The following is a 24,500-nucleotide window of genomic DNA, read 5'->3' on the forward strand; positions in this document are numbered from 1 at the left end:
AGAATGAAATATTTAGTACATTTTTCACGTCTGTTTGTAGGCGTTTTATTTATCATTTCGGGATTAATCAAATTGAATGACCCAGTTGGATTTTCGTATAAACTGGATGAATATTTTGGTGAAACCGTATTCAACTTACCATTTCTCTTACCTTACACACTGGCTTTGGCCTTGTTTGTAGTTATTTTGGAGGTGGTTTTAGGGGTTATGCTTCTGGTGGGTTACAAACCGAAATTCACGGTTTGGAGTTTGTTGGGATTGATTCTATTTTTCACTTTCCTGACTTTCTATTCTGCTTATTTCAACGTAGTGAAAGATTGTGGCTGTTTCGGGGATGCTTTGAAATTGACACCATGGGAATCTTTCACTAAAGATGTGGTTTTATTGGTTTTCATTCTGATTTTATTCTTCGGAAGAAAATACATTACACCATTATTCGGTACAAAATTTGCTGCAATTACTTCGATTGCAAGTATTGTTTTAAGCTGTTATTTGGGTTACCATGTCCTGCATCATTTACCGGTTATCGATTTTAGAGCGTATGCCGTAGGCAAAAACATCCAAAAAGGAATGGAAATTCCGGAACGCGCGCCAAAATCGGAATACGAAATGAAATTCATTTACGAAGTAAACGGTGTAAAAAAAGAATTTTCAGATAAAGAATTAATGAACATTCCTCCGAACGCGAAGTTTATTGACCGTATTGACAAACTAATCAAAGAAGGATATGTACCACCAATTCATGATTTTGGTTTGGAAAAAGAGGGAAGCGATTATAAAGACGATATTCTTAATGAAGCAAAAGTAATTTTCTTCACGGTATACAATTTGGACAAATCAAAACCGGAAGGATTGCAATTACTGGAAACTTTTTATCAAAAAGCGAAAGCGAAAGGCTATCATGTCTTAGCCGTAACCGGTTCAGATACAGCTACCGTTGAGAAATTTAAAAAACAATATGGTTTTACTTTTGATTTCTATTTCTGTGATCCAACAACGATTAAAACCATCGAAAGAGCCAATCCAAGCATTGTGGTGATTAACAAAGGAACTATCACTCAAAAAGCACATTACAACGATATTGACAACATAAATTTATAACTATGAAAAAAGTAATAGCACTTCTCTCCGTTGCAGTATTAGCAATAGTAAGCTTTGCTTATACCAAAGCACAAATAGGGAAAAAAGAAGGTTTTTCTACTGAAGCACTCACATCAAAACTAAAAGATGTTAACGGAAAAGAAATCTTGTTTCAAGACATTATCAACAAACACAAAGGCAAGCCAATTGTTATCGAAGCTTGGGCTTCATGGTGTGGCGATTGTGTAAAAAACATGCCTAAACTAAAAGAATTGCAAACCGAATTCCCAAAAGCGGCATTTGTTTTTCTTTCGGCTGATAAGACTTCGGAAGCTTGGTTGAAAGGAATTGAGAAGCACGACTTGAAAGGCGACCATTATTTAATGGATGGCGGAATGAAAGGCAGCTTTGGAAAAGCAATCAACTTGGATTGGATTCCGAGATACATTATTATTGACAAAACCGGAAAAGTAGCGTTATACAGAGCTATCGAAACCGATCATGAGCAAGTGAGCAGTCTTTTAAAAACATTATAATTAGAACATGAGACAAAAAATTGTAGCCGGCAATTGGAAGATGAACAAAAATGCCGAACAAACTGAAGATTTAATCAACGAATTGATTCATAAATTACCCGAAACCGATGCTAAAGTCATCATCGCACCAACGTTTGTAAACTTGGCTTCTGCGGTAGATCATACAGAATTTACAGCTATTGAAGTAGCGGCTCAAAATATGCACCAGGCTGAAGGCGGTGCTTTTACCGGAGAAATCTCTGCAGATATGTTGAAAAGTATTGGTGTCGATATTGTAATCTTAGGACATTCGGAACGCCGCGCCTATTTTCATGAGACGGATGCTTTATTGGCAAGTAAAGTCGACACGGCCTTAAAACACGAAATGAAAGTTATTTTCTGTTTTGGTGAAGAATTGAAAGACCGTCAGGACAAACAACATTTCAACGTGGTGGAATACCAATTGAAAGACGGTTTGTTCCACTTACCCGAAAGTGCATGGACCAATATCATTTTGGCGTACGAACCAGTTTGGGCCATCGGAACTGGAGAAACGGCATCACCTGAACAAGCACAGGAAATGCACAAATTCATCCGCGAAACCATTTTGGAACGTTACGGAAAAGAAGTTGCCGAAAACGTATCCATCTTGTATGGCGGAAGTGTTAAACCGGACAATGCCAAAGAAATTTTCTCGCAAGAAGATGTTGACGGCGGATTGATTGGCGGCGCATCACTAAAAGCTGATGACTTCATCGGAATCATCAACGGAATTTAAAAAATAAAAACAACATAGAAAATCCTGATACAACGTCAGGATTTTTTTTGCCCTTTTACTAAAGCCGTATGGATTTTTCGCGTGTTTAATTTTTAAAAACAATTTTTTAAGCACAAAAACTGTGTCTTTTTTAAAAAAAAATTAAATTAAACACAAAAGGCGTGTTTAATTTAAAAAAAATATTTTTTTGACATACTTTTTAAATACTGATCAGAAGAAAACTATGCTTCATCAAAACAGAAAACCCGCAGCAACAAAATCTCGCAACGGGCTTTCCTCTAAACAAACTAAAACTATGTCAAAAACTGTATGTTATTTTTCCTTTAATAAAAAATGGAGTTCCAGGTGTAAAATGGATTTCTTCAACACTTTCACTTTCGTTTTGCAATTGAGATTCGGTAGCGAACTGCGTTTCATTCCATTCGGTATTGAACAGATTTTCAACCGACACACCAAATGTCATTGCTTTCCATTCATAATTAATAGTGGCATCAGTAACCATATAACCTTTGGCAACGATTGAATTGTCTTCATTGGCCGGTCGGGATTTTAAATAACGGTATTGCAATCCGCCTGACCAGTTCTTATACTTTTTCAAGCTAATTCCGGCCGTAGTTGTAAAATCGGGTGCCAAAGGTATATAATCTTGTCCTTGGGGTTCATCAATGCTTCTTCCGTACGTATAATTGGCGTCGGCATCAAAAAACAGATATTCGTTGAATTGATAACGTAAACCGAAATCCATTCCTCTTCTACTCGTTCTTCCGCTGGGCTCTACAATCCCCGCATCTCCAACATACACAAACTCTTGCTCTAAATTGAGCATCCATAGAGCTGCGTTGACAACTAATTTTGGTAAAGGCTTATAAATAAATCCCAAATCGGCTCCGAAAGAGGTAGGCAATACCTTTTTACCAGCTTGCGACACCACAACACGGGTATCATTAGAATGGAAACCAAAACCGGTTTTTACGAAAAGCTGTAAAGTATTATTCTGTGCATAAATCAAATTCAGCTTGGGTGACAACTTCATTTTACTTTCCGATTGATTTTCATAGGTCGTTGCCAGTTGATCATAGTAATTGAATTTAAAATAATCCAAGCGCAGTCCCGGATTCACTTTCAGTTTACCAAAATCAAATTCCGTATTCAAATAGGCATACATATTGGTTTGATCGATATCGCCTAATTGGATGGATTCCAAAGTCGTTTTTCGGTTCAGCGTATGCGATAATTCCGAATCGGATGTCGCATCCGCTCTAAAGCCGGCTCCTAACTGAACCAGACTTGAATTCCATTTTTTACTCAGTTGAGAATTCCAACCATAAAGGGATCTATTTTCCTTTTGTCGAATTTGATCCCCATTTACCGGGTCTTCCAAAAAGAAGGTAAAATTGGAATACAATTCAAATTGATAATTCGAATAAAAAGCATTCGTTTTAAAAAAAGTACTGTCATTAATAGGCTTTGAATAGGCCACATTGATATTCGTTCGAGACGTTTCACCTCCTTCGGTATCATCAACAGCACCAAAACGACCAATGGCACCGCTATTTACTAATCGCATTGGAATTTGTCCTGAAGCATCCCATTTACTACTAAATCTTGAGGCTAATACAGAAACCTTACTATTATCTGGTAATTGTTTCGTGTATTTTCCAAAAAAATTCATTCGTTTAAAATTTTGAGGCGAATCAAACGGTCCGTCAGTAAGCAAGTACTCGGTTGCAATGTAGGCCTTCTCCTTTGATTGTTTACCCAACAAATCAAAAACCCCTACAGTTCGAATGGTATTGAACTGACCAATTTCGGCGCTTATACTACTTTGTTCAACAAAATCTTTAGTTTTAAAACTAACATAACCCGCAGTAGCAAAGTCGCCTTTGTCTGCATAATAACCTCCTTTTCCAAAATCGATTTTATCAATGGTTTCCGGAATTACAAAATGTAAATCGGCATAACCCTGACCGTGTGCGTGCGAAACCATATTTACAGGCATACCATCAACGTTGATTGCAACATCAGTTCCGTGATCAATATCAAATCCGCGTAAAAAAATCTGTTCCGCCTTTCCTCCGCCGGCATGCTGACCGATAAACAATCCCGGGACTTTTCGCAAAATTTCCTGGGATGATTTTACCGGTGCTGTGGCTAAATCTATTTTGGAAATTACATTCATTGCCGAAAGATTTGAAGTAATGACCACTTCATCCAATTTAAAAGCATCCGATTCCAAAACTATCGTTAAGTTATAATCAACCACTTGTACTCGTTTCTTTTTAAAACCGAAAGCAGTAATCATTAACTGATCATTGGTTTTGGTTTTATCAATCGAAAAACGACCAAATGCATCTGTATGCGCATGAGATTGTGAATCCTCATTAAACACGTAGGCATTTTCAATCGGGTTATTCAGTGAATCAAGAACAAAACCTTTTTGAATTTGGCTATAACTTAAAACAGAACTGAACAAAAACAGAAGGAGTCCTATTCTTTTCATTATAAATCTTCAATTTTATCAGCCATATTTGGGCCTAATTCAAAAATACTTGCTTTCAAATCTTCTTTTATAGGTTGAATCTTATTTTTAAGATTATTTGCTTTGTATATTGTAGCTACGTGATAATTCAATTCTGGTTCGAACGATTTATCTGCTACATGTTTTTGAACAATTTCAAAAGCTTTTTTTGTATCTCCTAAATTATAATAAGCCCAAGCCAAAAGATCGTACGAATCCGGTGTAGGACGGTTTTTTATTTCCTCCTCGGCTATCAAAAGCGCCTTTTGAGCCGAATCTTTGTTATCGGCATATAGTAAAGCGTTGTATTTATTATACATCACGCCATAATTATTTTGTTCCAACATTTTAAAATACACTTTCATGCTAGATTCTTTCAATAGATCGTCCTTTTCGTATTCCGCTATTTCCGCTTTTAATAAATAAAAATCAGGAGAGTTGTGTTTTTTAGAAATATGAGTAATGATTCGCAATGCCTCTTTCGTATTTTTTTCATGAGAGAAAGCAATCCAAGCCAATCCTTTTAGAGAAAAAGAATGATTGGGATTGATTTTTAATGCTTTTAAATACGAATCGTATCCTTCTTGGATTCTTCCGGCATGACCATACATATCGCCTAGGTTCGAGTATGACCAAAGTAATAACCCGTCATCTCCATTCATTTTTGCTTTTTCGGTGGCTTTTTCCATTAAAGTAATGGCCGTATCCAAATCACCTTGATGATCGTTCCATTTCGCCATTCGAATCAAGCAATCGAAATCATTTTGATTGCAGATGAATGTCAAACATTTTTTTGCCTCATCATAATTCCCTAATTCCATATGAACATCAAACAATAATTTTTGAGTTTCACGCATTCCTTCGCCAATTTTCAATGCCTTTTCGGCCAATTGCAAAGCTTCTTTAAAACGATGTTGCGTAATATAATTTCTAGCGAGTGAACGAATTGTTCCTACTTCAGAATACTTAAATGCTTCATTCGATTCTAACAACAAATCTTCTGCTTTGTACAAATAATTGATATCTCCAGTTTCTTCAAAAAGTACAGCATAATTGGCGGCAATCTTACTCAGATAACTGATTTGATTGGGCGCAGCATCAAATTTTGCTTGCCAAAAATTAATTTCATTAAATGAGAACTCCTTGACTTTATTTACTTCACTTAATAAAAAATGATTGTAATCGTCTCTATTCGTTACACTATCCGAATTTTTCTCACAACCTGATAAGAAAAAAAGTAGTGCAAGGGATCCAATGCTTATAGGTAGTTTCATAGTTTTAGTTTTAGTTGTTAATTATTTTAAAAAGAGCGCATAATTTTTAATGCGCTCTTTTTATACTGATTACCAAGCCGAAGCCAAGTAAGGAAATGAAGTTGAAAAACTTTTGTCATTAGAACCCACGTTATCTGAAGTCAATCCAGGATTCGAAGTTCCTGAAGGTCCACCAAAGATTAACAATAACTCAACATCGATTACATCATCGGCAAGTGCTCTTCCTGTTAATACATTAGTCCCGTCAAAGAAAGTTGTAGTCCCTGTTTTACTTACGCCTAAAACATCAGTCGCAAGAAGCCCAGTAAATTGAGCAGCAGTTTGTCCTAAGGCATTCGTTGTATATCCAGAATTCAATGCCAATAATCGCGATTGAAAAGTAGCTTGATAGCTAGCACCCATCATAGAAGGAATTGTTCCGTTAAAACCATCTTTCGGAGCACCAGAAGCGATGAATACGGTATTAATTGCCGGTCGGGCCATTTGATCTTTTTGAACATAGGTTCCTGAGAAATCAGGTCCGTTATCATCATCTGAATCACAACTCACGAATAAACTCATGAATACTACAGAGAAACCTAAAATATATTTACTTGTTTTCATAATTCTTTGTTTTAAAAATTTACAGATTATTTTTGTTTGGTTTCTGCCCATATATTGATTGAAGAAGAGGCTCCTAAACTAGTTTTAGGCACTTCAACCACAATAGAAAGCACGTTAGTTCCAGCGAAAGTATCGGTTCCAGGATTATTAAAACCTGAAGCGGTTCCACCTAGAATGGCTTTGTACTGATTCAAGTCAAAGAAGAAAGGATCATCTCTTGGACCAGCGAAAAACTTCATTCCGTTAGTTGTTTTAATAATTGGTGATTGTCCGTATTGAGATATCTCAACATTTCCAGCTTCGTTATTGGTTTTAATTGTACTAGATGTTCCTGTAACTCCCGGAGCAGTTGGACCGAAAAAGTACATCTTATTCCCACGTCGGATAGCCTGAATTACCAAATCTTCTACATTGTCATTGTTGTTGTCAATGTTAATTTCTGTCAATACATTCTCGTTGAAATTTGCACTGGCTGTAGCACCAGGACTTAACAATCCTTGGGTATTAACCACAAACACCATGTTGTTGTTGTCTTGCCCTTGAAAAGCATACACATCGGTAATATCAGAAGCATTACCTGTCACTGCCGGTGCATCCGCATGGTCAGCTGCGATTAACATAAGGCCAGTAACTGCAAATACAGATAAGCCTATGAATAATTTTGTCTTTTTCATTTTTACTGTTTTTAAATGATTATAAGGTCACTTACGCAATAACATTAGAGTTGGTTTTTAAAAACAGCCATTTTTTTTGAAAAAAAAATTAATTCCTTCATTCCATGCGGTTTGTGAAAAAGAATAATTATGTTTGTAATACAAATCTTAACTATGATTCAAGAAGAAATCGTCACGTTGCTGCAAAAAAAAGATGATAAAGCATACAGTACCTTATATGATATGTATGCGAAGAGTCTCTTTGCAGTTATTACTAATTTGATTAATGATAGAGAAGAAGCCGAAGATGTACTTCAGGAAGTTTTCATCAAAATATGGAAAAACATGGACTCTTACGATGAATCGAAAGGGCGGTTTTATACTTGGATGATTAATATTGCCAGAAATACGGCCATCGATAAATTGCGTTCCAAAAACTTTAACAATTCCAAAAAAAACCTTTCTACTGATAATTTCGTACATCTATTTGACGAGAGCAATAAAGCTATTTTCAAGATTGACGCCATCGGTATTCAAGAATTCATCAAAAAGCTAAAACCCAAATGCATTGCCTTAATTGATCTATTGTTTTTCAAAGGATATACGCAGCAGGAAGCTTCAGAAGCATTGGAGATACCACTAGGTACTGTCAAAACGCAAAACAGAAATTGCATAAATGATTTAAGAATCTTTTTAAAAGTATAAATGGATAGTAAAGAATATATCGAATCAGGAATTTTAGAACTTTATGTTTATGGGCTTTTGGATGAAAACCAGAATAAGGAAATTCATGAATTGTCCCAAAAAAACGAAGAGATCAAAAACGAAATAGAGGCAATAGAAAAATCTATTCTTTCTTTGTCAACTAGTTTTTCGCCATTCCTTTCCGTTCAGCATTTTGAAAAAATAAAAGCGGAACTAGAAATAAAGCATAGTAACGTAATCCCATTAAAACCAAAGGGAATCCCGAATTACATTGGTTGGGCTGCGGCTGCCGTTTTATTGGTATTTGTCGGATACCAATACAATCAACAATCTGAAATTAAGAATGAGGTTGTAATATTGGAAAACACCAACAAACAGCTGAATGAAGCAGTAGTTACTACTGAAAATGAAAACCAAAAGACCAAAGAAGCCTTAACTATTATCAGGGATTCTAAAAACACAGTGGTTTCACTTGCAGGTCAGGCTGTTTCACCTTCTTCATTTGCGAAAGTATACTGGAATAAGCAGTCAAAAACTGTTTATATTGATGCTACGGGATTACCGGAACCTCCAGAAGGAAAAGAGTATCAGATATGGTCGTTAAAACTAAAACCAGCATTAACACCTACAAGTATAGGATTACTATCTGATTTTACAAAAAACAGCGCTCGATTCTTCAAGGTTGATGGCACTTCCGATGCAGAAGCTTTTGGAATTACTTTGGAACCAAAAGGAGGAAGCAAAACACCTACAATGGAACAGTTGTATACGCTAGGTGCGGTATAAACACAAGTATAATAAATAAAAAAATCCAGCAAATGCTGGATTTTTTTTTATTGTCTTTTCTCTTTATTGAATTTTACCCAGGCTAAAATGTATAGCACCAATGCTACCATATAAAAACCAATGGATACATATATGTTTTTTACGGTTTGCGCCAACAACAATGAAGAAGTGGCGAACAAAAACAAATGAAAGGCTTTAAAATCTTGCATATTATTTAAAAAATGAATCTACGAATTCGTATTTATTAAACACTTGAAGATCATTAATACCTTCACCTACTCCAATATATTTTACCGGAATCTGAAACTGATCTGATATACCGATAACTACACCACCTTTAGCAGTACCATCTAATTTTGTAACTGCTAAACAGGTAACATCAGTGGCTGCAGTAAATTCTTTGGCTTGTTCGAAAGCATTTTGCCCTGTTGAACCATCCAAAACCAACATTACATCGTGTGGAGCATCACCAACCACTTTCTGCATTACACGTTTCACTTTCGTTAGTTCGTTCATCAATCCGACTTTATTATGCAAACGTCCAGCAGTATCAATAATTACAACATCGGCATTTTGAGAAACAGCACTTTGCAAAGTATCAAAAGCAACCGAAGCTGGATCACTACCCATTTGCTGTTTCACGATTGGAACACCTACTCTATCTGCCCAAATTTGCAACTGATCTATAGCTGCGGCGCGAAAAGTATCAGCAGCTCCTAAAACCACTTTATACCCCGCACTTTTGAATTGGTTGGCCAATTTACCTATGGTAGTCGTTTTTCCAACACCATTCACACCCACCACCATAATCACGTATGGTTTTTTATCTGAAGGAATTGTAAATTCGGTTTCTTCACCAGAATTGGTTTCAGAAAGTAGACCAGCGATTTCTTCGCGTAATATTTGGTTCAACTCTTCAGTTCCTAAATATTTATCACGAGAAACACGTTCTTCAATGCGTTCGATAATTTTTAATGTGGTATTCACACCTACATCGGAAGTTACCAAGACTTCTTCAAGGCTGTCCAAAACTTCATCGTCTACTTTGGATTTACCGGCTACGGCTTTCGTCAATTTCGACAAGAATGAAGTACTTGACTTTTCAAGACCTTTGTCTAATGTTTCTTTTTTTTCGGAAGAAAATAATCTTTTGAAAAAACTCATTCTAAATTATAAATTATGATCCGGACCGTAGGTAAACGGAACACGGAGTTAGTTATATGTTTCTTAATGATTCAAAACCTTAACAGTTTCATGCATTCCTGAAAAATCAAGCTTCAAATCACGCACAAATATAAAATAAAAAAGCTACTTCCCAATGAAAGTAGCTTTGTTATATTGAATAGATAAAATTATTTCTTTTTTAGAAATTCATCTACTTCCTCTGGAGACATGATAGCCTCAACGAAAGTATAAGCACCAGTTTTTGGCGATTTTACCATTTTAATAGCTTTCGATAATCTTTTTGAAGCTGTTTGTAAGGTTGCAACGGTTTTCTTTGCCATGACTTATATTGTTTTATGAAATTTTACAAATTGAAAATCTCTAATGTTTCCATTTGAGATTTATTTCAAAATCTCTAATTATTTAATTTCTTTGTGTACAGTCACTCTTTTCAAAACAGGATTGAATTTTTTAATTTCCAATCTATCTGGAGTGTTCTTTTTGTTCTTAGTCGTGATGTAACGAGATGTTCCAGCTACGCCAGAAGCTTTATGCTCAGTACATTCTAAAATTACTTGGATTCTATTACCTTTCTTTGCCATTTTGCTATAAATTTATTAGGAACAGATTATTTAATAAATCCGTCTGCTTGTGCTTTTTTCAAAACTGCAGAAATTCCGTTCTTGTTAATCGTCTTAATTGTAGAAGCAGCTACTCTTAGAGTAATCCATCTGTCTTCTTCAGGAAGGTAAAAACGTTTTTTAACCAAGTTAACAGAGAATTTTCTCTTAGTCTTGTTCATAGCGTGAGAAACGTTATTTCCTACCATCGCTCTTTTTCCTGTAAGGTCACAAACTCTTGACATTATGCTTATCTTTTATCGTTATTCAAAATCAGGGTGCAAAGTAACAAAAAAGAAATGTTAGTAACAAATAATTTTTAGTAGTTTTTTAAAATTTCTTTATAAATCATCTCCAAGCCTTTATTAACGGCTCTATCAATCACTTTTTCACGAGGTTGTCCAAAGTTAAATTCTTCAGAGAAGACTCCTTTCGGCGTTGCAATTCCGACAAAAACCGTTCCCAAATCTGCATTAACATCTCCTCTTGACGGACCTGCATTTCCTGTAGTCGCAATTGCAAAATCAGTTTGTAACAATTGTTGAACGTTTCTAGCCATTAATTCAGCCACTGCTGCACTAACAACAGAATTCTTTTCTATGAATCCAGAAGGAATTTGAAGCAAATGTTCTTTTACTTCATTAGCATAACTTACCACACTACCTTTAAAATAACTGGATGATCCAGCAATCGAAGTTAATGTAGTCGCAATTTTTCCGCCTGTACAACTTTCAGCTGTAGCAATAGAAAACCCTTTATTCGTGAGTAATCTTCCCAAAACCACCTCAATCGTATCCTCTTCTTCAAAACCTACCAAACAGTCTTCAATTTGCGGTTTCAATCTATCGATTTGTTCTGTTAAGGCTCGCTGTAAAACTTCTTCATCAACTCCACGTGCCGACAATCGCAATCTTACGCGCCCCGGACTTGGCAAATACGCCAACTTAATGAATTCAGGCAAGCTATCTTCCCATTTTTCAATTCTTTCCGCAAGCAGACTTTCACCCAAACCATAGGTCAACAATGTTTTATGAATAATATATGGCCTTTGGTATTTTGTAATCAAACGAGGAATCACCTCATTTTCTATCAGATATTTCATCTCAAAAGGCACACCCGGTAAAGAAATAAAAACCGTATTGTTTTTTTCCATCCACATACCAGGAGCGGTTCCTACTTTATTGAAAAGTACTTCCGCCTTAGAAGGCACCAAAGCCTGATCTTTATTGAGTTGTGTAATAGGCCTATTGAAATACTGCTCTATTAATTGAGTCACATGCTCCAACACACCTTCATCCACGACCAACACATCGTCAAAATACTCGCTTAATGTCTTTTTTGTAATATCATCTTTTGTAGGACCAAGCCCACCTGTAAGAACAACAACATCAACCGTATTCTGAAGTTTTGATAGTGTATTTAGTATATGTTGTTTATCATCCGAAATGGATAGCATTTCCCAAACTCCAATACCGATTTTATCAAAGGCTTTCGCGATAAAACCCGAATTGGTATCGACGATTTGACCAATTAAAATTTCATCACCGATAGTAACAATGGCTGCTTTCATTTTTGAATTAAAATTGAGGGATGTAGTAAGACTTTAAGCCCTAAAGCTTAAATATTAAAATCATTCTTTACTTCTTCCAAAGCCTGATCAACTCTGTTTTTGAGACTTTTGTAAACTTCCTTGATTTCTTTTTTCTTTCCTTTGTCTTTGGTCCATTGCTCGATTTGCAGAATTTCTTCTTTAGCTGCATCCATACCAAGCAAGTCCAATGTAGGCTTAGTTTTATGTGCAAAACTATACGCTCGGGCATAATCTTTATCTTTTATACCCGCTTTCATTTCCTTAATGTCGTTTGGAACTTCATCCACGAACAAATTAACAATTTGCAAGACAAAGTCTTTATCATCATCTGAAATTGCGTAAACTTTTGCTAAATTATAATGTATCGCCATTATTTTACTTGAATCTTAAATAATTGTTCACCTTCTAAAAAACCTTCCAGAACATCTTCCGGATTTACTTTTGCAACTCCTGCAGGAGTTCCAGTAAAAATAACATCACCTGTTTTTAAAGTAAAAAACTGTGAAACATAAGCGACCAACTCATCTATTTTCCACAGCATCAAATTTGTGTTGCCTTGCTGAACAACTTGTGCGTTATTTCTTAACTCAAAGTTAAGATTTTCTAATGAACTAAATTTTTTTTTCGATAAAAAGTCACCTATTACCGCTGAACCGTCAAAAGCTTTCGCTTTTTCCCATGGGAGTCCTTTTTCTTTCAACTGACTTTGGAGATCACGTGCAGTAAAATCGATTCCTAATCCAATTTCATCATAGTATTTGTGTGCAAATTTGGCATCGATATACTTCCCTACCTTGTTTATTTTCACCAAAACTTCCACTTCATGATGCACATCATTACTAAATTCAGGGATCACAAATGGAAATTGTTTCGGCAATATTGCTGTGTCCGGTTTCATAAAGACAACCGGATCACTTGGGCGCTCATTGTTTAATTCCGAAATATGGTCCGCATAATTGCGACCTATACAGATTATTTTCATTTCAATTCTTATTAGTCGCTTGTTCCTTCTATATCTAACCCTCTCTAATTCTTTCTATTTCCCCAAACAACTAGAGAGATGCTCTTTAAACAAAAAAACTATTGTTTAGTATTTAATTTTCTAAGTTTAATTCCGGTCAATACTTTTTTGGTATACAAAGGAAAGTCCGCATTTTGAATCCATCCGAAATATCCTGGCTCTTTCTCCAAGACATCATCTACCAAAGCTCCTTTATGCTTTCCAAAAGTAAAAACTTCCTGTCCGTTTTCATTCACGGCAATAAAACCGGCAAAATCAACTGATTTTTTACGGGTTGTGAATTCCGATAGCATTTTCATATCATTTTCCAATTCCGGATAACGATCCAATTGTGCTTTTAAAATTTCATATGTTGCTTCTGTGTCTGCAGCAGCACTATGTGCATTTTCCAAACTTTGTCCACAGTAAAACTTGTAAGCTGCACTCAATGTTCTTTCTTCCATTTTATGGAAAATGGTCTGAACATCTACAGAAACCCTGTTTTTCATATCAAAATCGACTTCGGCACGCAACAATTCTTCCGCCAATAAAGGGATATCGAATCGATCCGAATTGAAACCCGCCAAATCAGAATCTTTAATCATGTTATGTATTTGCGAAGCCAATTCTTTAAAAGTAGGTTCGTTGGCTACTTTTTCATTAGAAATCCCATGAACCGCAGTAGCATGAGGTGGAATTGGAATGGTTGGATTTACCAGCCATGTTTTACTTTCTTTATTCCCGTTAGGATAAATTTTTACAATTGCAATTTCAACAATTCGGTCACGAGCCACATCAATTCCTGTGGTTTCCAAGTCGAAAAAGCAAATAGGTCTGTTTAATTTTAGTTCCATTTGTTTTATTTGATAGACAAATATAAGTAGTAAATTTTTCTATTTTTGACTAAAGATAAATTCAACATGCTAATTCTACTATTTATACCACTTACTCTTATCCCAATACTAACCTATATATTGGACGGTGTGATAGAGAAGCAAGTAAAAAAATCTATAATCCATATTTTGATATTCGTTTTTCTTCTGCTAATAACACTATTGCTTTTGAAGGTATTTGGAATTTATTTTGCCATTTCCATACCTTTATTGCTATTTGTTTATGTAGCCATAGCAAAACGAAAAAAATAAACCCGACTGTTTTTTTTTCAGTCGGGTAGAATATAATTGCTTTACTTTAGATATCTCTGTTGATATCCCAAGCTTCTAAGTAATCTGCAACGCGTTTCACAAAGCTTCCTCCCAACGCACCATCAACTACTCTGTGATCATAAGAGTGTGATAAGAACATTTTTTGACGGATTCCTATAAAATCTCCTTCCGGAGTTTCAATTACCGCCGGCACTTTTCGGATTGCTCCTAATGCTAAAATACCTACTTGTGGTTGATTGATAATTGGCGTTCCAAAAACCGATCCAAAAGTTCCCACATTAGTTACTGTATAGGTACCACCTTGCGTATCGTCTGGTTTTAATTTTCCAGCTTTTGCACGGTTTCCTAAATCGTTAACCGCTTTTGCCATACCAACTAAATTCAATTGATCTGCATTTTTGATTACCGGCACGATTAAGTTACCATTCGGTAAAGCCGCAGCCATACCTAAGTTAATATTTCTCTTTTTAACGATATATTCTCCTTCTACCGAAATATTCATTCCAGGGAAATCTCTCAATGCTTTTGCAACCGCTTCCATAAAGATTGGCGTAAAGGTCAACTTCTCGCCCTCTCTCTTTTCGAAAGCATTTTTCACTTTATCTCTCCATTTTACGATGTTTGTTACATCTACTTCAATAAAAGACTGAACGTGAGCAGAGGTTTGTACCGATTCCACCATGTATTTAGATATCAACTTACGCATTCTATCCATTTCCACGATTTCATCGCCACCATTTACAGAAACCGGAACGGCCTGAGCTGATGGTTGTACGGGAGCCGATGCAGTTTTTTGTGCAACTGCGACTGGAGCTTCCGCTGGTTTATTACCTCTATTTTTGATATAGTTTAATAAATCTTCTTTATTTACACGGCCATCTTTACCTGAACCTTGAATTGACTCTAATTCAGCCAAAGACACACCTTCCTCTTTAGCAATATTTTTCACCAATGGAGAGAAAAATTTATCTGATCCCGAAAAATCAGCAGGAGCAACTGCTTCTTTAGCTGCTTCAACAGTTTTAGCGATTTCTGCAACTGGAGCTGCTACTGCTTCCGCTTTTGGGGCTTCAACAACAGCACCACCTTCTGTTTCAATAATAGCAATTGTTTGTCCAACCTGCACTACATCATCGGTATTGAAAAGAATTTCAACTAATGTACCTGCAACTTCTGAAGGAACTTCACTATCCACTTTATCTGTAGCGATTTCAAGTACCGCTTCATCCATTTCAATTTTATCTCCAACCTTTTTTAACCAGTTGGTTACTGTTGCTTCCGCAACACTTTCTCCCATTTTGGGCAGTTTCAATTCGAACTTTGCCATATTCTTAAACTAAAGTTGTGTTTTCTAATTTGGTTTGCAAAATTACTAATTATTTTGATTTATAATTTTACAAAATGTATTTTTTACTTGATTTGAATGATTTCACCTCGATCATTACTACTATTACTTCCTATACAATAGGAGGTGTTTTCCGGGATGATTTTGAAAGTGAAGCCTCTATTTTTGTTTTTCTCCATAAAAGCAATGATTTCTTTAAATGAAAAACTATGATTGTCCAATAGAATTTCTATTTGCTTATTGGGTGAATTTCGATGCGAAAATAACGCATTTTCATCAATATTAGCATTACGAATCACCTTTTTTTGCAATTGTATTTCTATTTTATTTCTCAGCTCTTCATCAGTTGAAAACAGCAGATATTCGTCAATATCCAACACAATTTGTTCGGCTTGATTTTTCTTTATCAATGCAAAGAAAAAAGAGCCTAACTGCATTAGAATATCAAAAACAATGGAACCGCCAAAATGTTTATTATAAAAAAACTGCATTGCTTCTCTGAAACGTTTCACATAAGTAGTATCGCGAACCGTACTCTCTCCTTTATAATGAATAGCAGAAATTTCGTGAAAATAATAGTTTTGTTTTCCTCTTTTTTTTACCGAATAACTTAAATCAATATCATCCGAATACATAAAACAGTTTTCATCAAAACCTCCCACTTCAAGATACAACTCTTTTTTCAACACCATAAAAGCACCAACAAGTATATCAATTTCTCCCGATTGATTTTCGGATAAATGCTGCGCGTAATACTGATTGAAGATTTTACTATTCGGAAAGATTTTATACAGACTAAAGATTTTAGTCAAAGCCACCCATGGCGTAGGAACTCCTCTTTTTGATTCCGGCAGAAAATTACCAGTACCATCTATAAGTTTACAACCCACAATTCCCAAATCAGGTTTTGAATCGACAAATTCCAATAGTCGCACAAAAGTATCTTCTGCCACAACAGTATCCGGATTCAAAATACAAATATATTTCCCATTAGCAGCAGCAACACCTATATTATTGCCTTTTGGGAAACCCAAATTAGACGTATTTTCTATGAGCTTCACCTTAGGAAAACACGCTTTCATCATGGCACAACTACCATCATTAGAAGCATTATCCACCACGATAATTTCTCCATCAATAGTTGCAAGTGCTTTTTGAACACTTAAAACGCATTGTTGTAGAAAAAAGCGAACGTTATAATTAAGGATAACAACTGATAATTGCATACTGCGAAAATATACATTAATAAGAAATTTCAGAAATTAACACTAGATTAAATCTTATTTCTACATATTATTGATAAATTCGGCAAAAAAAACACAACCATGAAATTCATCGCCCAATTTTTACTGCTTTTATTCACATTGAGTAGTTTTTCCCAAAACCAGATTGAAAAAGAATACGATAAAAAAGAAGTCTATATCCCGATGCGTGACGGTATAAAATTATTTACCAGCATTTATATACCTAAGGACATTTCAAAAACGAATAAATATCCATTTTTAATGGAACGTACATGCTACAGCGTCGAACCTTACGGTGAGAAAAAATATAGCGAAGTGCTAGCTCTCAACAAGTTTTTAGAACAAGACAAATACATCTTTGTCTTTCAAGATGTTCGAGGTAGATACATGAGCGAAGGAACTTTTACCAACATGACTCCCCAAGTGGATCATAAAACAAAAAAAGATGTAGATGAAAGCACTGACACGTATGACACGGTGGATTGGCTGATTAAAAACATCGCCAACAACAATGGAAAAGTAGGACAATACGGAATTTCTTACCCGGGATTTTATTCTGCCGTAGGCACATTAGCAAATCATCCAGCTTTAGTTGCTTCTTCTCCACAAGCACCTGTTTCCGATTTCTTTTTTGATGATTTTCATCATAATGGTGCTTTTGTAATGGGCTATTTCAGAACATTCCCTGTTTTTGGTGTTCAAAAAAATGAAGCTACTGAAAAGCATTGGTATCAAAATCAAATGTTTAAATCCCCATCTAAAGACGGTTCCGTATTGTATAACAATTTAGGCACTTTAAAAGAAGCTGCTGACAAATACTACAAGGACAATTTCTTTATGCAAGAAAATATCAATCATCCCAACTATGATTCATTTTGGAAAAGCAGAAGTCTTTTACCGCATTTAAAAAACATCAACCATGCTGTTTTAACGGTTGGCGGTTGGTTTGATGCAGAAGATTTATCCGGCCCATTGAACATTTACAAAACCATTGAAAAAAACAATCCCAAAGCCAAAAACACTATTGTCATGGGTCCATTTTCTCATGGAGCTTGGGCTGTTGAAAAAGGAAAACACTTCCACAATGACATTTATTTCGGAGATAGTATTTCAACATTTTTTCAAAAAAACATTGAACGGAAATTCTTCTACCATTATCTGAAAGGAAATTCCAAAGAAGCCGTTGCATTACCCGAAGCGTATATGTTTGACACCGGAAAAAAACAATGGAATGAATTTTCAAGTTGGCCTCCAAAAAATGCTGTGAAGCTTCAATTTTATTTAGGGCACAATGGAAATCTAACCAATTCAAAACCGGAAACGAGAAACAGTAGTGACTATTTTAGTGATCCTAACAAACCGGTACCAAGTAGTATCAATTATGCAGAATACAACGGATTTACTCCAAGAAATTACATGAGCGAAGACCAACGTTTTGCGACTAGCCGACCGGATGTTATCACATTTACTACCGATTATTTAACCGAAGACATTACACTTGGTGGAGAAATCATGGCAAAACTAAGTATTTCAACAACGGGAACAGATGCAGATTTTATTGTTAAGTTAATTGACGTGTATCCGTTAGATGAACCACAAAATACAGACAAACCCAATGTTTTATATGCCAATTATCATCAAATGGTGAGAAGTGAAATTATGCCAGCCCGATTCAGAAACAGTTTTGAAAAACCAGAAGCACTAACTCCCAATCAAATAACTGAGGTTACTTTCAGACTGCAAGATGTGCTACACACATTTAAAAAAGGACATAAAATTCAGATTCAAATCCAAAGTACTTGGTATCCATTAATGGCTATTAATCCACAAAAATTCTTGGAAAACCCTTACTTAGCTGAAAAAGAAGATTACACCAAAACCTTCATTAAAGTATTTAACGATAGTCATATCGAAGTTGATGTGATTAAATAACTCCAAAGCTGTCTTTTTAGGCAGCTTTTTTATTTCCTTTCGATTAACTCAATACAAAAGATTACTTTTGCAAAAAAATAACCACTGTGAATTACTTATCCGTCGAAAATATATCGAAGTCATTTGGTGAACGCACCTTGTTTGAAAACATTTCATTTGGAATCAACAAGGACCAAAAAATCGCCTTTATTGCCAAAAACGGTTCTGGAAAAACCTGCATCATGAAAATCCTTAATGGTGAAGACGAGCCTGATACCGGACAAGTTGTAGTCCGCAAGGATATCAAAATGGCTTTTCTTTCTCAAGATCATAATTTACAAGACGAATTAACCATTGAAGAAAGCATTTTCGCATCGGACAATGAGACGTTGAAGGTTATTGAACGCTATGAAAAAGCATTGGAAAATCCGGAAGATGAAGAAGCGTACCAAAAAGCGTTTGATGACATGGACCGCCACAATGCCTGGGATTTTGAAACGCAATTCAAACAGATTTTATTCAAACTGAAATTGGAAGATTTCAAATTGAAAGTCAAAAACCTTTCGGGAGGTCAAAAGAAGCGTTTATCCTTAGCAATTATCTTGATCAATCGTCCTGATTTATTGATTTTGGACGAGCCAACCAACCATTTGGATTTAGAAATGATTGAATGGTTGGAAAGTTACTTCGCAAAAGAAAACATTACCTTATTTATGGTGACACACGACCGTTTCTTTTTGGAACGTGTATGTAATGAAATCATCGAATTAGAAAATGGTAAACTATACCAATACAAAGGCAATTACTCCTATTATTTAGAAAAAAAGGAAGAACGGATTGCTTCAGAAAATGCGAGTATTGACAAAGCTAAAAACCTATTTGTAAAAGAATTGGAATGGATGCGTCGTCAGCCAAAAGCTCGAACTACCAAATCCAAATCGCGTCAGGATGACTTTTACATCATCAAAGAAAAAGCGCAAAGCCGTCGTAAAGAAAATGTAGTCGAATTAGAGATTAACATGGAGCGCATGGGAACCAAAATCATCGAACTTCATAAAATTTCGAAAAAATTTGGCGACAAAATTATTTTACACGATTTCAGCTTCGATTTCCAACGTGGTGAACGCGTAGGAATCATAGGTAAAAACGGAACCGGAAAATCCACATTCTTAAATTTACTTACAGGAACAATTCCTCTAGATGGCGGAAAAGTTATCAAAGGAGATACCATCAAAATAGGATACTATACCCAAAGCGGTATCAATCCAAAACCAGGCCAACGTGTAATTGACATCATTAAAGAATATGGTGAATATATTCCGTTAGCCAAAGGAAGAATTATCTCAGCATCTCAATTATTGGAACGTTTCCTTTTCGATTCCAAAAAACAATACGATTATGTTGAAAAACTAAGTGGTGGTGAGTTAAAACGCTTGTATTTATGTACTGTTCTAATTCAGAATCCAAACTTTTTAATTCTGGATGAGCCTACCAACGATTTGGACATTGTAACATTAAATGTATTGGAAAGTTTCTTATTGGATTATCCAGGATGTTTATTGGTGGTTTCTCACGACCGTTATTTCATGGATAAAATTGTAGACAATTTATTTGTATTCAGAGGCAATGGTGAAGTTGAAAATTTCCCAGGAAACTATTCCGATTTCAGAGCTTATGAAGACAGTATCGAACCGGTAAAAGAAGAAGCGAAAGAAAAAGTCAATTGGAAACAAAACAATGCTACCACTTCGGGTTTGTCTTTTAACGAGCAGAAAGAGTTTCAAAAAATAGAAAGAGAAATCAAAGATTTAGAATTCAAGAAAAAAGAAATTGAACAATTATTTTCTGAAGGAAAAGTAGCCGATAGCGATATCGAAAAGAAAGCCAACGAATTGCAAAACATCATCAAAAAGATGGAAGATAAAGAAGAACGTTGGTTTGAATTATCTGCAAAAATGGAGGGATAAGTGAACTATAAACAATATTTCAAAAAGTGCTAACGTTATTATTTAAAAATCATGTTTTTAATAAGAATTTTTATCTTGTCCATCCTTTTTTTCAATGTTAATCAATCTTTTGCGACAGCTCAAAGACCTGATTATTTAATAATTGAAAATGATACTTTAAAATTACATTGCAATCCGTTAGAAAGTTATTTTGAAAGTAAACCTTTCCCCAAGGAACTGATGAAATTTAACTCAAGTTTATGGAGAAGTTACATTGCATATTTTAAGTTTGAAAACAATAAACTGATTGTAGAGGGTTTATATCAACCTGAATATTTTGAAGATCAAAACGGGAACACAAAAGAAAAATTAGTATCGATTTATGAAAAAATTTTTGGCAATAAAAACAACTTTGAATGCAATTTTTATAACGGAGTCTTAATCTGTCCATTAGGCGAAATGAAAGAATATGTCCACATGAGCTATAGTTCTATTTATGAAAACTATAAATTATTTGAAATAAAAAACGGCGTATATCAAAAAGAAAAAAAACTTACTGACAAAGAATTTATTGAGCTGAAAATAAAACATTTCCAAAAATTTAAAGAAACAGATGAGTATAAAACTAAATTCGAAGAATTGTTAAATGCTTCAAAAGAATCTGAAGAAGAATTAAACAAAATGCTTGGTGGAATTTCTGACGAAGAGAAAAAGAGAAAAAAACAAAACAAATACTTATATCAAAAGGAAAAAGAATTAGAAAAGATTAAAATGACAGAACATTTTTTATTCTTATTTACTTCTGACAACATTAAAACAATTGACATTATTAACTAGAATTATGAAAACAATAAGAAGCTTATTTTTAATATCACTATTTGCATTTATTACTTCATCATTTATCCTAAAAACTGAAAATGACAAAAAATTAGTAGGGATTTGGAAAGGTTTTGAAAAAGAGAAACAATTAGAAGGTATTGAAAAACATTGGATAGTTCAAAGATTTAGCAATGGTAAATATGTGATTATGTTTACAGCTAAGCAAGGATGTGAAATCGAAACTTTTACAGAAAAAGGAAAATGGTGGACAAAAGGTGATGTTTTTTACGAACAACAAGAAGGAAACGAATCTATTGAATCTTATCAATATTCCATTAAAGAAAATCTGGTTGTGCATTTTAAAAGTTTAACAAATACCTATGAGTTTGAGGATTATAGATTAGAGGATTAAAAATGATTTTAAAATCGTATTTCAAATTTCTTTGGAACTCCAAAAACCAACACGGAGTACACTCTCCTTTTGTATTCGATTTAGTTACCCGATGTTTTTATGACAGAACAAGTTATCCAGACTACTCAACGTTGAAAAACTATCGAAATTCGTTACTTCAAAACAAAAAAACGATTGAAGTAACCGATTTCGGTGCAGGTTCACGTGTTTTCAAATCGAATACCCGCCAGATATCCAAAATTGCAAAAACTGCTGGTATTTCTCGCAAAAGAGCACAATTATTATTTAGAATCATCAATTATTTCCAACCGGAATCCATTCTTGAAATTGGAACCTCATTAGGATTAGCCACTGCTGCCCTATCGTTAGGAAATAAAAAATCAAATGTTACAACTCTCGAGGGCTGCCCAGAAACATCGGAAGTTGCCAAGAAACAATTCGAACAATACGGACTTAACAATATCAAATCGGAAGTAACCGAATTTTCTTCTTTTTTAAGAAATTCTCCAATTCCCAATTCCCAATTCCAATGTATTTATTTCGATGGCAATCATTCCAAACAAGCTACACTGGAGTATTTCGAACTTTTATTACCCACAATTACCAATGAAACCGTTTGGATTTTCGACGACATTCATTGGTCGCTCGATATGGAAGATGCTTGGAAAATAATTCAGCAACATCCCAAAGTAAAAGTAACGATTGACACCTTTCAATGGGGATTGGTATTTTTTCGTTATGAACAGGAAAAAGAGCATTTCGTAATTCGAACATAAAAAAGACAGTTATTTGTAACTGTCTTTTTTTATCAAAGCTTGATTTTATTCTTTGGCTTTTTCCATTTCAGCAGATTTTGCGAGTATTCTATTCAATCTGTACATTGGAGCAAACTTTAATTTTAAAGCTGCAATTTTACGATTATCTTCACTCGAAAGACCTTCCTTTTCTACGGTATTTTTACGACTATCCAATGCCTCATACATCATCTTGATTTCATCCCAATCTTCACGTGAATAACTATCCTTATTGCTTTCTACTGTTCGAACAAACTGCTCGTACACATTAAGAATATTATCTTTATTCACCCAATTGAACTTCATATCATCCCCAATTTTTCCCTTACCGAAAAGAGCGTTTCGCATTTTTTGCTTTGGACTTACTGATGTCATTGCCAATTCTTCTTTTATTTCCATCCGATCTTTCATACTCTCGTATTTCGCTTTAGCTCGAATAATTTTAGCTTCAAACTGACTCTTATCTTCTAGCTCATCTAAAACAATTTCGACATCGGAGACTTTTACGAGATATTCTGCTTCAATTTCAACCCAATTCGCTTCAGGATCTTCAACAGATACCTTTTCAACTGAATCTACATAAGTAATATACGATTCTACAACTTTTTTGGCCCTTAATTCCTTTTCATCATTACACGACGAAAAACCGAAAACAATTATCATCGCCAAACCTAAAAACAAATTTCTATTTTTCATGATATACGATTTTAAAGTTAAATGATAAAAATAGTACTTCAATGCTGCAACCATTTTACATGATTGTCATGAATTGTTACACAATTCTTTATTTTGCTGTAACAATATTGGTTATTTTCATACTAATTTTAGAATCATAAAAATTTCAGGAAATGGCTAATCCATTAATCAAAATCACCAATATCAAAAGAGACTTTCAGTTGGGAAGCGAAACCATCAATGTTCTTAAAGGAATCAATCTTGAAATTAATAAAGGTGAATATGTAGCATTAATGGGACCTTCGGGATCAGGAAAATCAACTTTAATGAATCTTTTAGGATGTTTGGACACCCCAACATCTGGAACCTATATACTTAATGGTAAAGATGTAAGTAAAATGATTGATGATGATTTGGCAGAAATCCGTAACAAAGAAATTGGATTTGTTTTTCAAACCTTCAACTTATTACCTAGGACTACTGCATTAGACAATGTTGCTTTACCAATGATTTATGCCGGCTATTCTAAAGCCGAGAGAAAAGTAAGGGCTACGGAGGTTTTGAGCCAAGTTGGTCTCAATGACCGTATGGATCACCAACCGAACCAACTCTCTGGAGGACAACGTCAGCGTGTAGCAGTTGCAAGAGCTTTAGTCAATCATCCATCGATTATTTTAGCGGATGAACCTACTGGAAATTTGGATAGTAAAACTTCGGAAGAAATCATGCGATTATTCGGAGAAATACATGCCAATGGTAATACAGTAATTTTAGTTACGCACGAGGAAGACATTGCTTCTCATGCACACCGAATCATTCGACTTCGAGATGGTTTAATAGAAACTGATTCAAAGAACAAATAATTTCAAAAACGAGTTGTAGGCTTTTATCTTTAATGTTT

Annotated in this window: 27 protein-coding genes; 11 read left to right on the forward strand and 16 right to left on the reverse strand. The window is 35.0% G+C overall.

Features of this window, described 5'->3' with window-relative positions; all coding sequences use genetic code 11:
- Positions 1–3: 3 nt before the first annotated feature.
- From ACS8MM_RS06190 to tpiA, 3 genes are read left to right on the forward strand one after another with little or no spacing between them, the layout of a single operon-like run.
- Entirely contained in the window at positions 4–1,101 is a 1,098-nt protein-coding gene (locus ACS8MM_RS06190; protein ID WP_379714194.1) for a BT_3928 family protein, read from the forward strand.
- A gap of 2 nt (positions 1,102–1,103) precedes the next feature.
- Positions 1,104–1,616 carry a TlpA family protein disulfide reductase gene (locus ACS8MM_RS06195; RefSeq protein WP_379714196.1) on the forward strand — a complete coding sequence of 171 codons (513 nt, stop codon included), beginning with the start codon at positions 1,104–1,106 and terminating at the stop codon, positions 1,614–1,616.
- 7 nt (positions 1,617–1,623) lie between these two features.
- Positions 1,624–2,373 (forward strand): triose-phosphate isomerase, encoded by a 750-nt coding sequence (tpiA, locus tag ACS8MM_RS06200; protein WP_379714198.1) that lies wholly within the window; start codon positions 1,624–1,626, stop codon positions 2,371–2,373.
- Positions 2,374–2,671: 298 nt separating this feature from the next.
- Here tpiA and ACS8MM_RS06205 read toward each other — a convergent pair whose 3' ends face one another.
- The 4 genes from ACS8MM_RS06205 to ACS8MM_RS06220 all read right to left on the reverse strand — a co-directional run bounded on the left by ACS8MM_RS06205 (position 2,672) and on the right by ACS8MM_RS06220 (position 7,442).
- Positions 2,672–4,873: a TonB-dependent receptor gene (locus ACS8MM_RS06205; protein ID WP_379714200.1), complete on the reverse strand. Its 2,202-nt coding sequence runs from the start codon at positions 4,871–4,873 to the stop codon at positions 2,672–2,674.
- Positions 4,873–6,165, reverse strand: a complete 1,293-nt coding sequence (locus ACS8MM_RS06210; RefSeq protein WP_379714202.1) for a tetratricopeptide repeat protein — start codon at positions 6,163–6,165, stop codon at positions 4,873–4,875. The genes ACS8MM_RS06205 and ACS8MM_RS06210 overlap by 1 nt, the downstream gene beginning before the upstream one ends.
- Positions 6,166–6,234: 69 nt before the next feature.
- Complete coding sequence (locus ACS8MM_RS06215; protein WP_379714204.1) at positions 6,235–6,768, reverse strand: DUF4331 family protein; 534 nt, start codon at positions 6,766–6,768, stop codon at positions 6,235–6,237.
- Positions 6,769–6,794: 26 nt separating this feature from the next.
- On the reverse strand, positions 6,795–7,442 hold the full coding sequence (locus ACS8MM_RS06220) for a DUF4331 family protein (protein WP_379714206.1): 648 nt from the start codon (positions 7,440–7,442) through the stop codon (positions 6,795–6,797).
- Between the two features lie 153 nt (positions 7,443–7,595).
- Here ACS8MM_RS06220 and ACS8MM_RS06225 point away from each other — a divergent pair, with 153 nt between their 5' ends.
- Both ACS8MM_RS06225 and ACS8MM_RS06230 read left to right on the forward strand, forming a co-directional pair.
- Positions 7,596–8,126, forward strand: coding sequence for an RNA polymerase sigma factor (locus ACS8MM_RS06225; protein WP_379715008.1), 531 nt, complete (start codon positions 7,596–7,598; stop codon positions 8,124–8,126).
- Positions 8,127–8,912 (forward strand): anti-sigma factor, encoded by a 786-nt coding sequence (locus ACS8MM_RS06230; RefSeq protein WP_379714208.1) that lies wholly within the window; start codon positions 8,127–8,129, stop codon positions 8,910–8,912.
- 47 nt (positions 8,913–8,959) lie between these two features.
- Here the strand turns inward: ACS8MM_RS06230 and ACS8MM_RS06235 are convergent, their stop codons facing one another.
- The 11 genes from ACS8MM_RS06235 to ACS8MM_RS06285 all read right to left on the reverse strand — a co-directional run bounded on the left by ACS8MM_RS06235 (position 8,960) and on the right by ACS8MM_RS06285 (position 17,024).
- The gene (locus tag ACS8MM_RS06235; RefSeq protein WP_379714210.1) at positions 8,960–9,121 is read right to left on the reverse strand and encodes a hypothetical protein; all 162 of its coding nucleotides are present in this window, start codon (positions 9,119–9,121) and stop codon (positions 8,960–8,962) included.
- A gap of 1 nt (position 9,122) precedes the next feature.
- Positions 9,123–10,076 (reverse strand): signal recognition particle-docking protein FtsY, encoded by a 954-nt coding sequence (gene ftsY, locus ACS8MM_RS06240; protein ID WP_379714213.1) that lies wholly within the window; start codon positions 10,074–10,076, stop codon positions 9,123–9,125.
- Between the two features lie 188 nt (positions 10,077–10,264).
- The gene (locus ACS8MM_RS06245; RefSeq protein WP_014166478.1) at positions 10,265–10,417 is read right to left on the reverse strand and encodes a DUF4295 domain-containing protein; all 153 of its coding nucleotides are present in this window, start codon (positions 10,415–10,417) and stop codon (positions 10,265–10,267) included.
- Between the two features lie 78 nt (positions 10,418–10,495).
- On the reverse strand, positions 10,496–10,678 hold the full coding sequence (gene rpmG / locus ACS8MM_RS06250; protein ID WP_011963553.1) for a 50S ribosomal protein L33: 183 nt from the start codon (positions 10,676–10,678) through the stop codon (positions 10,496–10,498).
- A 26-nt stretch (positions 10,679–10,704) separates the two neighbouring features.
- Entirely contained in the window at positions 10,705–10,941 is a 237-nt protein-coding gene (gene rpmB / locus ACS8MM_RS06255) for a 50S ribosomal protein L28 (RefSeq protein WP_073309425.1), read from the reverse strand.
- Positions 10,942–11,015: 74 nt separating this feature from the next.
- Positions 11,016–12,266 (reverse strand): CinA family nicotinamide mononucleotide deamidase-related protein, encoded by a 1,251-nt coding sequence (locus ACS8MM_RS06260; protein WP_379714220.1) that lies wholly within the window; start codon positions 12,264–12,266, stop codon positions 11,016–11,018.
- A 47-nt stretch (positions 12,267–12,313) separates the two neighbouring features.
- Positions 12,314–12,658: an Hpt domain-containing protein gene (locus ACS8MM_RS06265; RefSeq protein ID WP_379714223.1), complete on the reverse strand. Its 345-nt coding sequence runs from the start codon at positions 12,656–12,658 to the stop codon at positions 12,314–12,316.
- Positions 12,658–13,269 (reverse strand): fumarylacetoacetate hydrolase family protein, encoded by a 612-nt coding sequence (locus tag ACS8MM_RS06270; protein WP_379714225.1) that lies wholly within the window; start codon positions 13,267–13,269, stop codon positions 12,658–12,660. Before ACS8MM_RS06270 ends, ACS8MM_RS06265 begins: the two co-directional genes overlap by 1 nt.
- 98 nt (positions 13,270–13,367) lie before the next feature.
- Positions 13,368–14,141 carry an exonuclease domain-containing protein gene (locus ACS8MM_RS06275; RefSeq protein WP_379714228.1) on the reverse strand — a complete coding sequence of 258 codons (774 nt, stop codon included), beginning with the start codon at positions 14,139–14,141 and terminating at the stop codon, positions 13,368–13,370.
- A 337-nt stretch (positions 14,142–14,478) separates the two neighbouring features.
- Entirely contained in the window at positions 14,479–15,780 is a 1,302-nt protein-coding gene (locus ACS8MM_RS06280) for a dihydrolipoamide acetyltransferase family protein (RefSeq protein ID WP_379714231.1), read from the reverse strand.
- Between the two features lie 83 nt (positions 15,781–15,863).
- A complete protein-coding gene (locus tag ACS8MM_RS06285) occupies positions 15,864–17,024 on the reverse strand; it encodes a glycosyltransferase family 2 protein (RefSeq protein ID WP_379714234.1) in 1,161 nt (386 codons plus the stop codon).
- 99 nt (positions 17,025–17,123) lie between these two features.
- On the opposite strand from ACS8MM_RS06285, the gene ACS8MM_RS06290 reads away from it, so the two are divergent.
- The 5 genes from ACS8MM_RS06290 (at position 17,124) to ACS8MM_RS06310 (ending at position 22,906) form a co-directional block, all read left to right on the forward strand.
- The gene (locus tag ACS8MM_RS06290; RefSeq protein ID WP_379714237.1) at positions 17,124–18,974 is read left to right on the forward strand and encodes a CocE/NonD family hydrolase; all 1,851 of its coding nucleotides are present in this window, start codon (positions 17,124–17,126) and stop codon (positions 18,972–18,974) included.
- Positions 18,975–19,060: 86 nt separating this feature from the next.
- A complete protein-coding gene (locus tag ACS8MM_RS06295) occupies positions 19,061–20,920 on the forward strand; it encodes an ABC-F family ATP-binding cassette domain-containing protein (protein WP_379714239.1) in 1,860 nt (619 codons plus the stop codon).
- 51 nt (positions 20,921–20,971) lie between these two features.
- Positions 20,972–21,736: a hypothetical protein gene (locus ACS8MM_RS06300; RefSeq protein ID WP_379714242.1), complete on the forward strand. Its 765-nt coding sequence runs from the start codon at positions 20,972–20,974 to the stop codon at positions 21,734–21,736.
- A gap of 4 nt (positions 21,737–21,740) precedes the next feature.
- Positions 21,741–22,130, forward strand: coding sequence for a hypothetical protein (locus ACS8MM_RS06305; protein WP_379714244.1), 390 nt, complete (start codon positions 21,741–21,743; stop codon positions 22,128–22,130).
- 2 nt (positions 22,131–22,132) lie between these two features.
- Positions 22,133–22,906, forward strand: coding sequence for an O-methyltransferase (locus ACS8MM_RS06310; RefSeq protein ID WP_379714247.1), 774 nt, complete (start codon positions 22,133–22,135; stop codon positions 22,904–22,906).
- 45 nt (positions 22,907–22,951) lie between these two features.
- Here the strand turns inward: ACS8MM_RS06310 and ACS8MM_RS06315 are convergent, their stop codons facing one another.
- On the reverse strand, positions 22,952–23,620 hold the full coding sequence (locus ACS8MM_RS06315) for a DUF6565 domain-containing protein (RefSeq protein WP_379714250.1): 669 nt from the start codon (positions 23,618–23,620) through the stop codon (positions 22,952–22,954).
- A 152-nt stretch (positions 23,621–23,772) separates the two neighbouring features.
- Between ACS8MM_RS06315 and ACS8MM_RS06320 the strand changes: the two genes are divergently transcribed.
- Positions 23,773–24,462, forward strand: a complete 690-nt coding sequence (locus ACS8MM_RS06320; RefSeq protein ID WP_379714253.1) for an ABC transporter ATP-binding protein — start codon at positions 23,773–23,775, stop codon at positions 24,460–24,462.
- The last annotated feature ends 38 nt before the right edge of the window (positions 24,463–24,500 follow it).

This window comes from Flavobacterium sp. MAHUQ-57 (assembly GCF_051908335.1).
In the GTDB taxonomy this organism is placed as follows: Bacteria; Bacteroidota; Bacteroidia; order Flavobacteriales; family Flavobacteriaceae; genus Flavobacterium.

What these genes read in the sequence shown, in the direction of transcription:
- ACS8MM_RS06190 (WP_379714194.1), top strand. Translation starts at nt 4, where the DNA reads ATGAAATATTTAGTACATTTTTCACGTCTGTTTGTAGGCGTTTTATTT.
- ACS8MM_RS06195 (WP_379714196.1), top strand. Translation starts at nt 1,104, where the DNA reads ATGAAAAAAGTAATAGCACTTCTCTCCGTTGCAGTATTAGCAATAGTA.
- tpiA (WP_379714198.1), top strand. Translation starts at nt 1,624, where the DNA reads ATGAGACAAAAAATTGTAGCCGGCAATTGGAAGATGAACAAAAATGCC.
- ACS8MM_RS06205 (WP_379714200.1), bottom strand. Translation starts at nt 4,873, where the DNA reads ATGAAAAGAATAGGACTCCTTCTGTTTTTGTTCAGTTCTGTTTTAAGT.
- ACS8MM_RS06210 (WP_379714202.1), bottom strand. Translation starts at nt 6,165, where the DNA reads ATGAAACTACCTATAAGCATTGGATCCCTTGCACTACTTTTTTTCTTA.
- ACS8MM_RS06215 (WP_379714204.1), bottom strand. Translation starts at nt 6,768, where the DNA reads ATGAAAACAAGTAAATATATTTTAGGTTTCTCTGTAGTATTCATGAGT.
- ACS8MM_RS06220 (WP_379714206.1), bottom strand. Translation starts at nt 7,442, where the DNA reads ATGAAAAAGACAAAATTATTCATAGGCTTATCTGTATTTGCAGTTACT.
- ACS8MM_RS06225 (WP_379715008.1), top strand. Translation starts at nt 7,596, where the DNA reads ATGATTCAAGAAGAAATCGTCACGTTGCTGCAAAAAAAAGATGATAAA.
- ACS8MM_RS06230 (WP_379714208.1), top strand. Translation starts at nt 8,127, where the DNA reads ATGGATAGTAAAGAATATATCGAATCAGGAATTTTAGAACTTTATGTT.
- ACS8MM_RS06235 (WP_379714210.1), bottom strand. Translation starts at nt 9,121, where the DNA reads ATGCAAGATTTTAAAGCCTTTCATTTGTTTTTGTTCGCCACTTCTTCA.
- ftsY (WP_379714213.1), bottom strand. Translation starts at nt 10,076, where the DNA reads ATGAGTTTTTTCAAAAGATTATTTTCTTCCGAAAAAAAAGAAACATTA.
- ACS8MM_RS06245 (WP_014166478.1), bottom strand. Translation starts at nt 10,417, where the DNA reads ATGGCAAAGAAAACCGTTGCAACCTTACAAACAGCTTCAAAAAGATTA.
- rpmG (WP_011963553.1), bottom strand. Translation starts at nt 10,678, where the DNA reads ATGGCAAAGAAAGGTAATAGAATCCAAGTAATTTTAGAATGTACTGAG.
- rpmB (WP_073309425.1), bottom strand. Translation starts at nt 10,941, where the DNA reads ATGTCAAGAGTTTGTGACCTTACAGGAAAAAGAGCGATGGTAGGAAAT.
- ACS8MM_RS06260 (WP_379714220.1), bottom strand. Translation starts at nt 12,266, where the DNA reads ATGAAAGCAGCCATTGTTACTATCGGTGATGAAATTTTAATTGGTCAA.
- ACS8MM_RS06265 (WP_379714223.1), bottom strand. Translation starts at nt 12,658, where the DNA reads ATGGCGATACATTATAATTTAGCAAAAGTTTACGCAATTTCAGATGAT.
- ACS8MM_RS06270 (WP_379714225.1), bottom strand. Translation starts at nt 13,269, where the DNA reads ATGAAAATAATCTGTATAGGTCGCAATTATGCGGACCATATTTCGGAA.
- ACS8MM_RS06275 (WP_379714228.1), bottom strand. Translation starts at nt 14,141, where the DNA reads ATGGAACTAAAATTAAACAGACCTATTTGCTTTTTCGACTTGGAAACC.
- ACS8MM_RS06280 (WP_379714231.1), bottom strand. Translation starts at nt 15,780, where the DNA reads ATGGCAAAGTTCGAATTGAAACTGCCCAAAATGGGAGAAAGTGTTGCG.
- ACS8MM_RS06285 (WP_379714234.1), bottom strand. Translation starts at nt 17,024, where the DNA reads ATGCAATTATCAGTTGTTATCCTTAATTATAACGTTCGCTTTTTTCTA.
- ACS8MM_RS06290 (WP_379714237.1), top strand. Translation starts at nt 17,124, where the DNA reads ATGAAATTCATCGCCCAATTTTTACTGCTTTTATTCACATTGAGTAGT.
- ACS8MM_RS06300 (WP_379714242.1), top strand. Translation starts at nt 20,972, where the DNA reads ATGTTTTTAATAAGAATTTTTATCTTGTCCATCCTTTTTTTCAATGTT.
- ACS8MM_RS06305 (WP_379714244.1), top strand. Translation starts at nt 21,741, where the DNA reads ATGAAAACAATAAGAAGCTTATTTTTAATATCACTATTTGCATTTATT.
- ACS8MM_RS06310 (WP_379714247.1), top strand. Translation starts at nt 22,133, where the DNA reads ATGATTTTAAAATCGTATTTCAAATTTCTTTGGAACTCCAAAAACCAA.
- ACS8MM_RS06315 (WP_379714250.1), bottom strand. Translation starts at nt 23,620, where the DNA reads ATGAAAAATAGAAATTTGTTTTTAGGTTTGGCGATGATAATTGTTTTC.
- ACS8MM_RS06320 (WP_379714253.1), top strand. Translation starts at nt 23,773, where the DNA reads ATGGCTAATCCATTAATCAAAATCACCAATATCAAAAGAGACTTTCAG.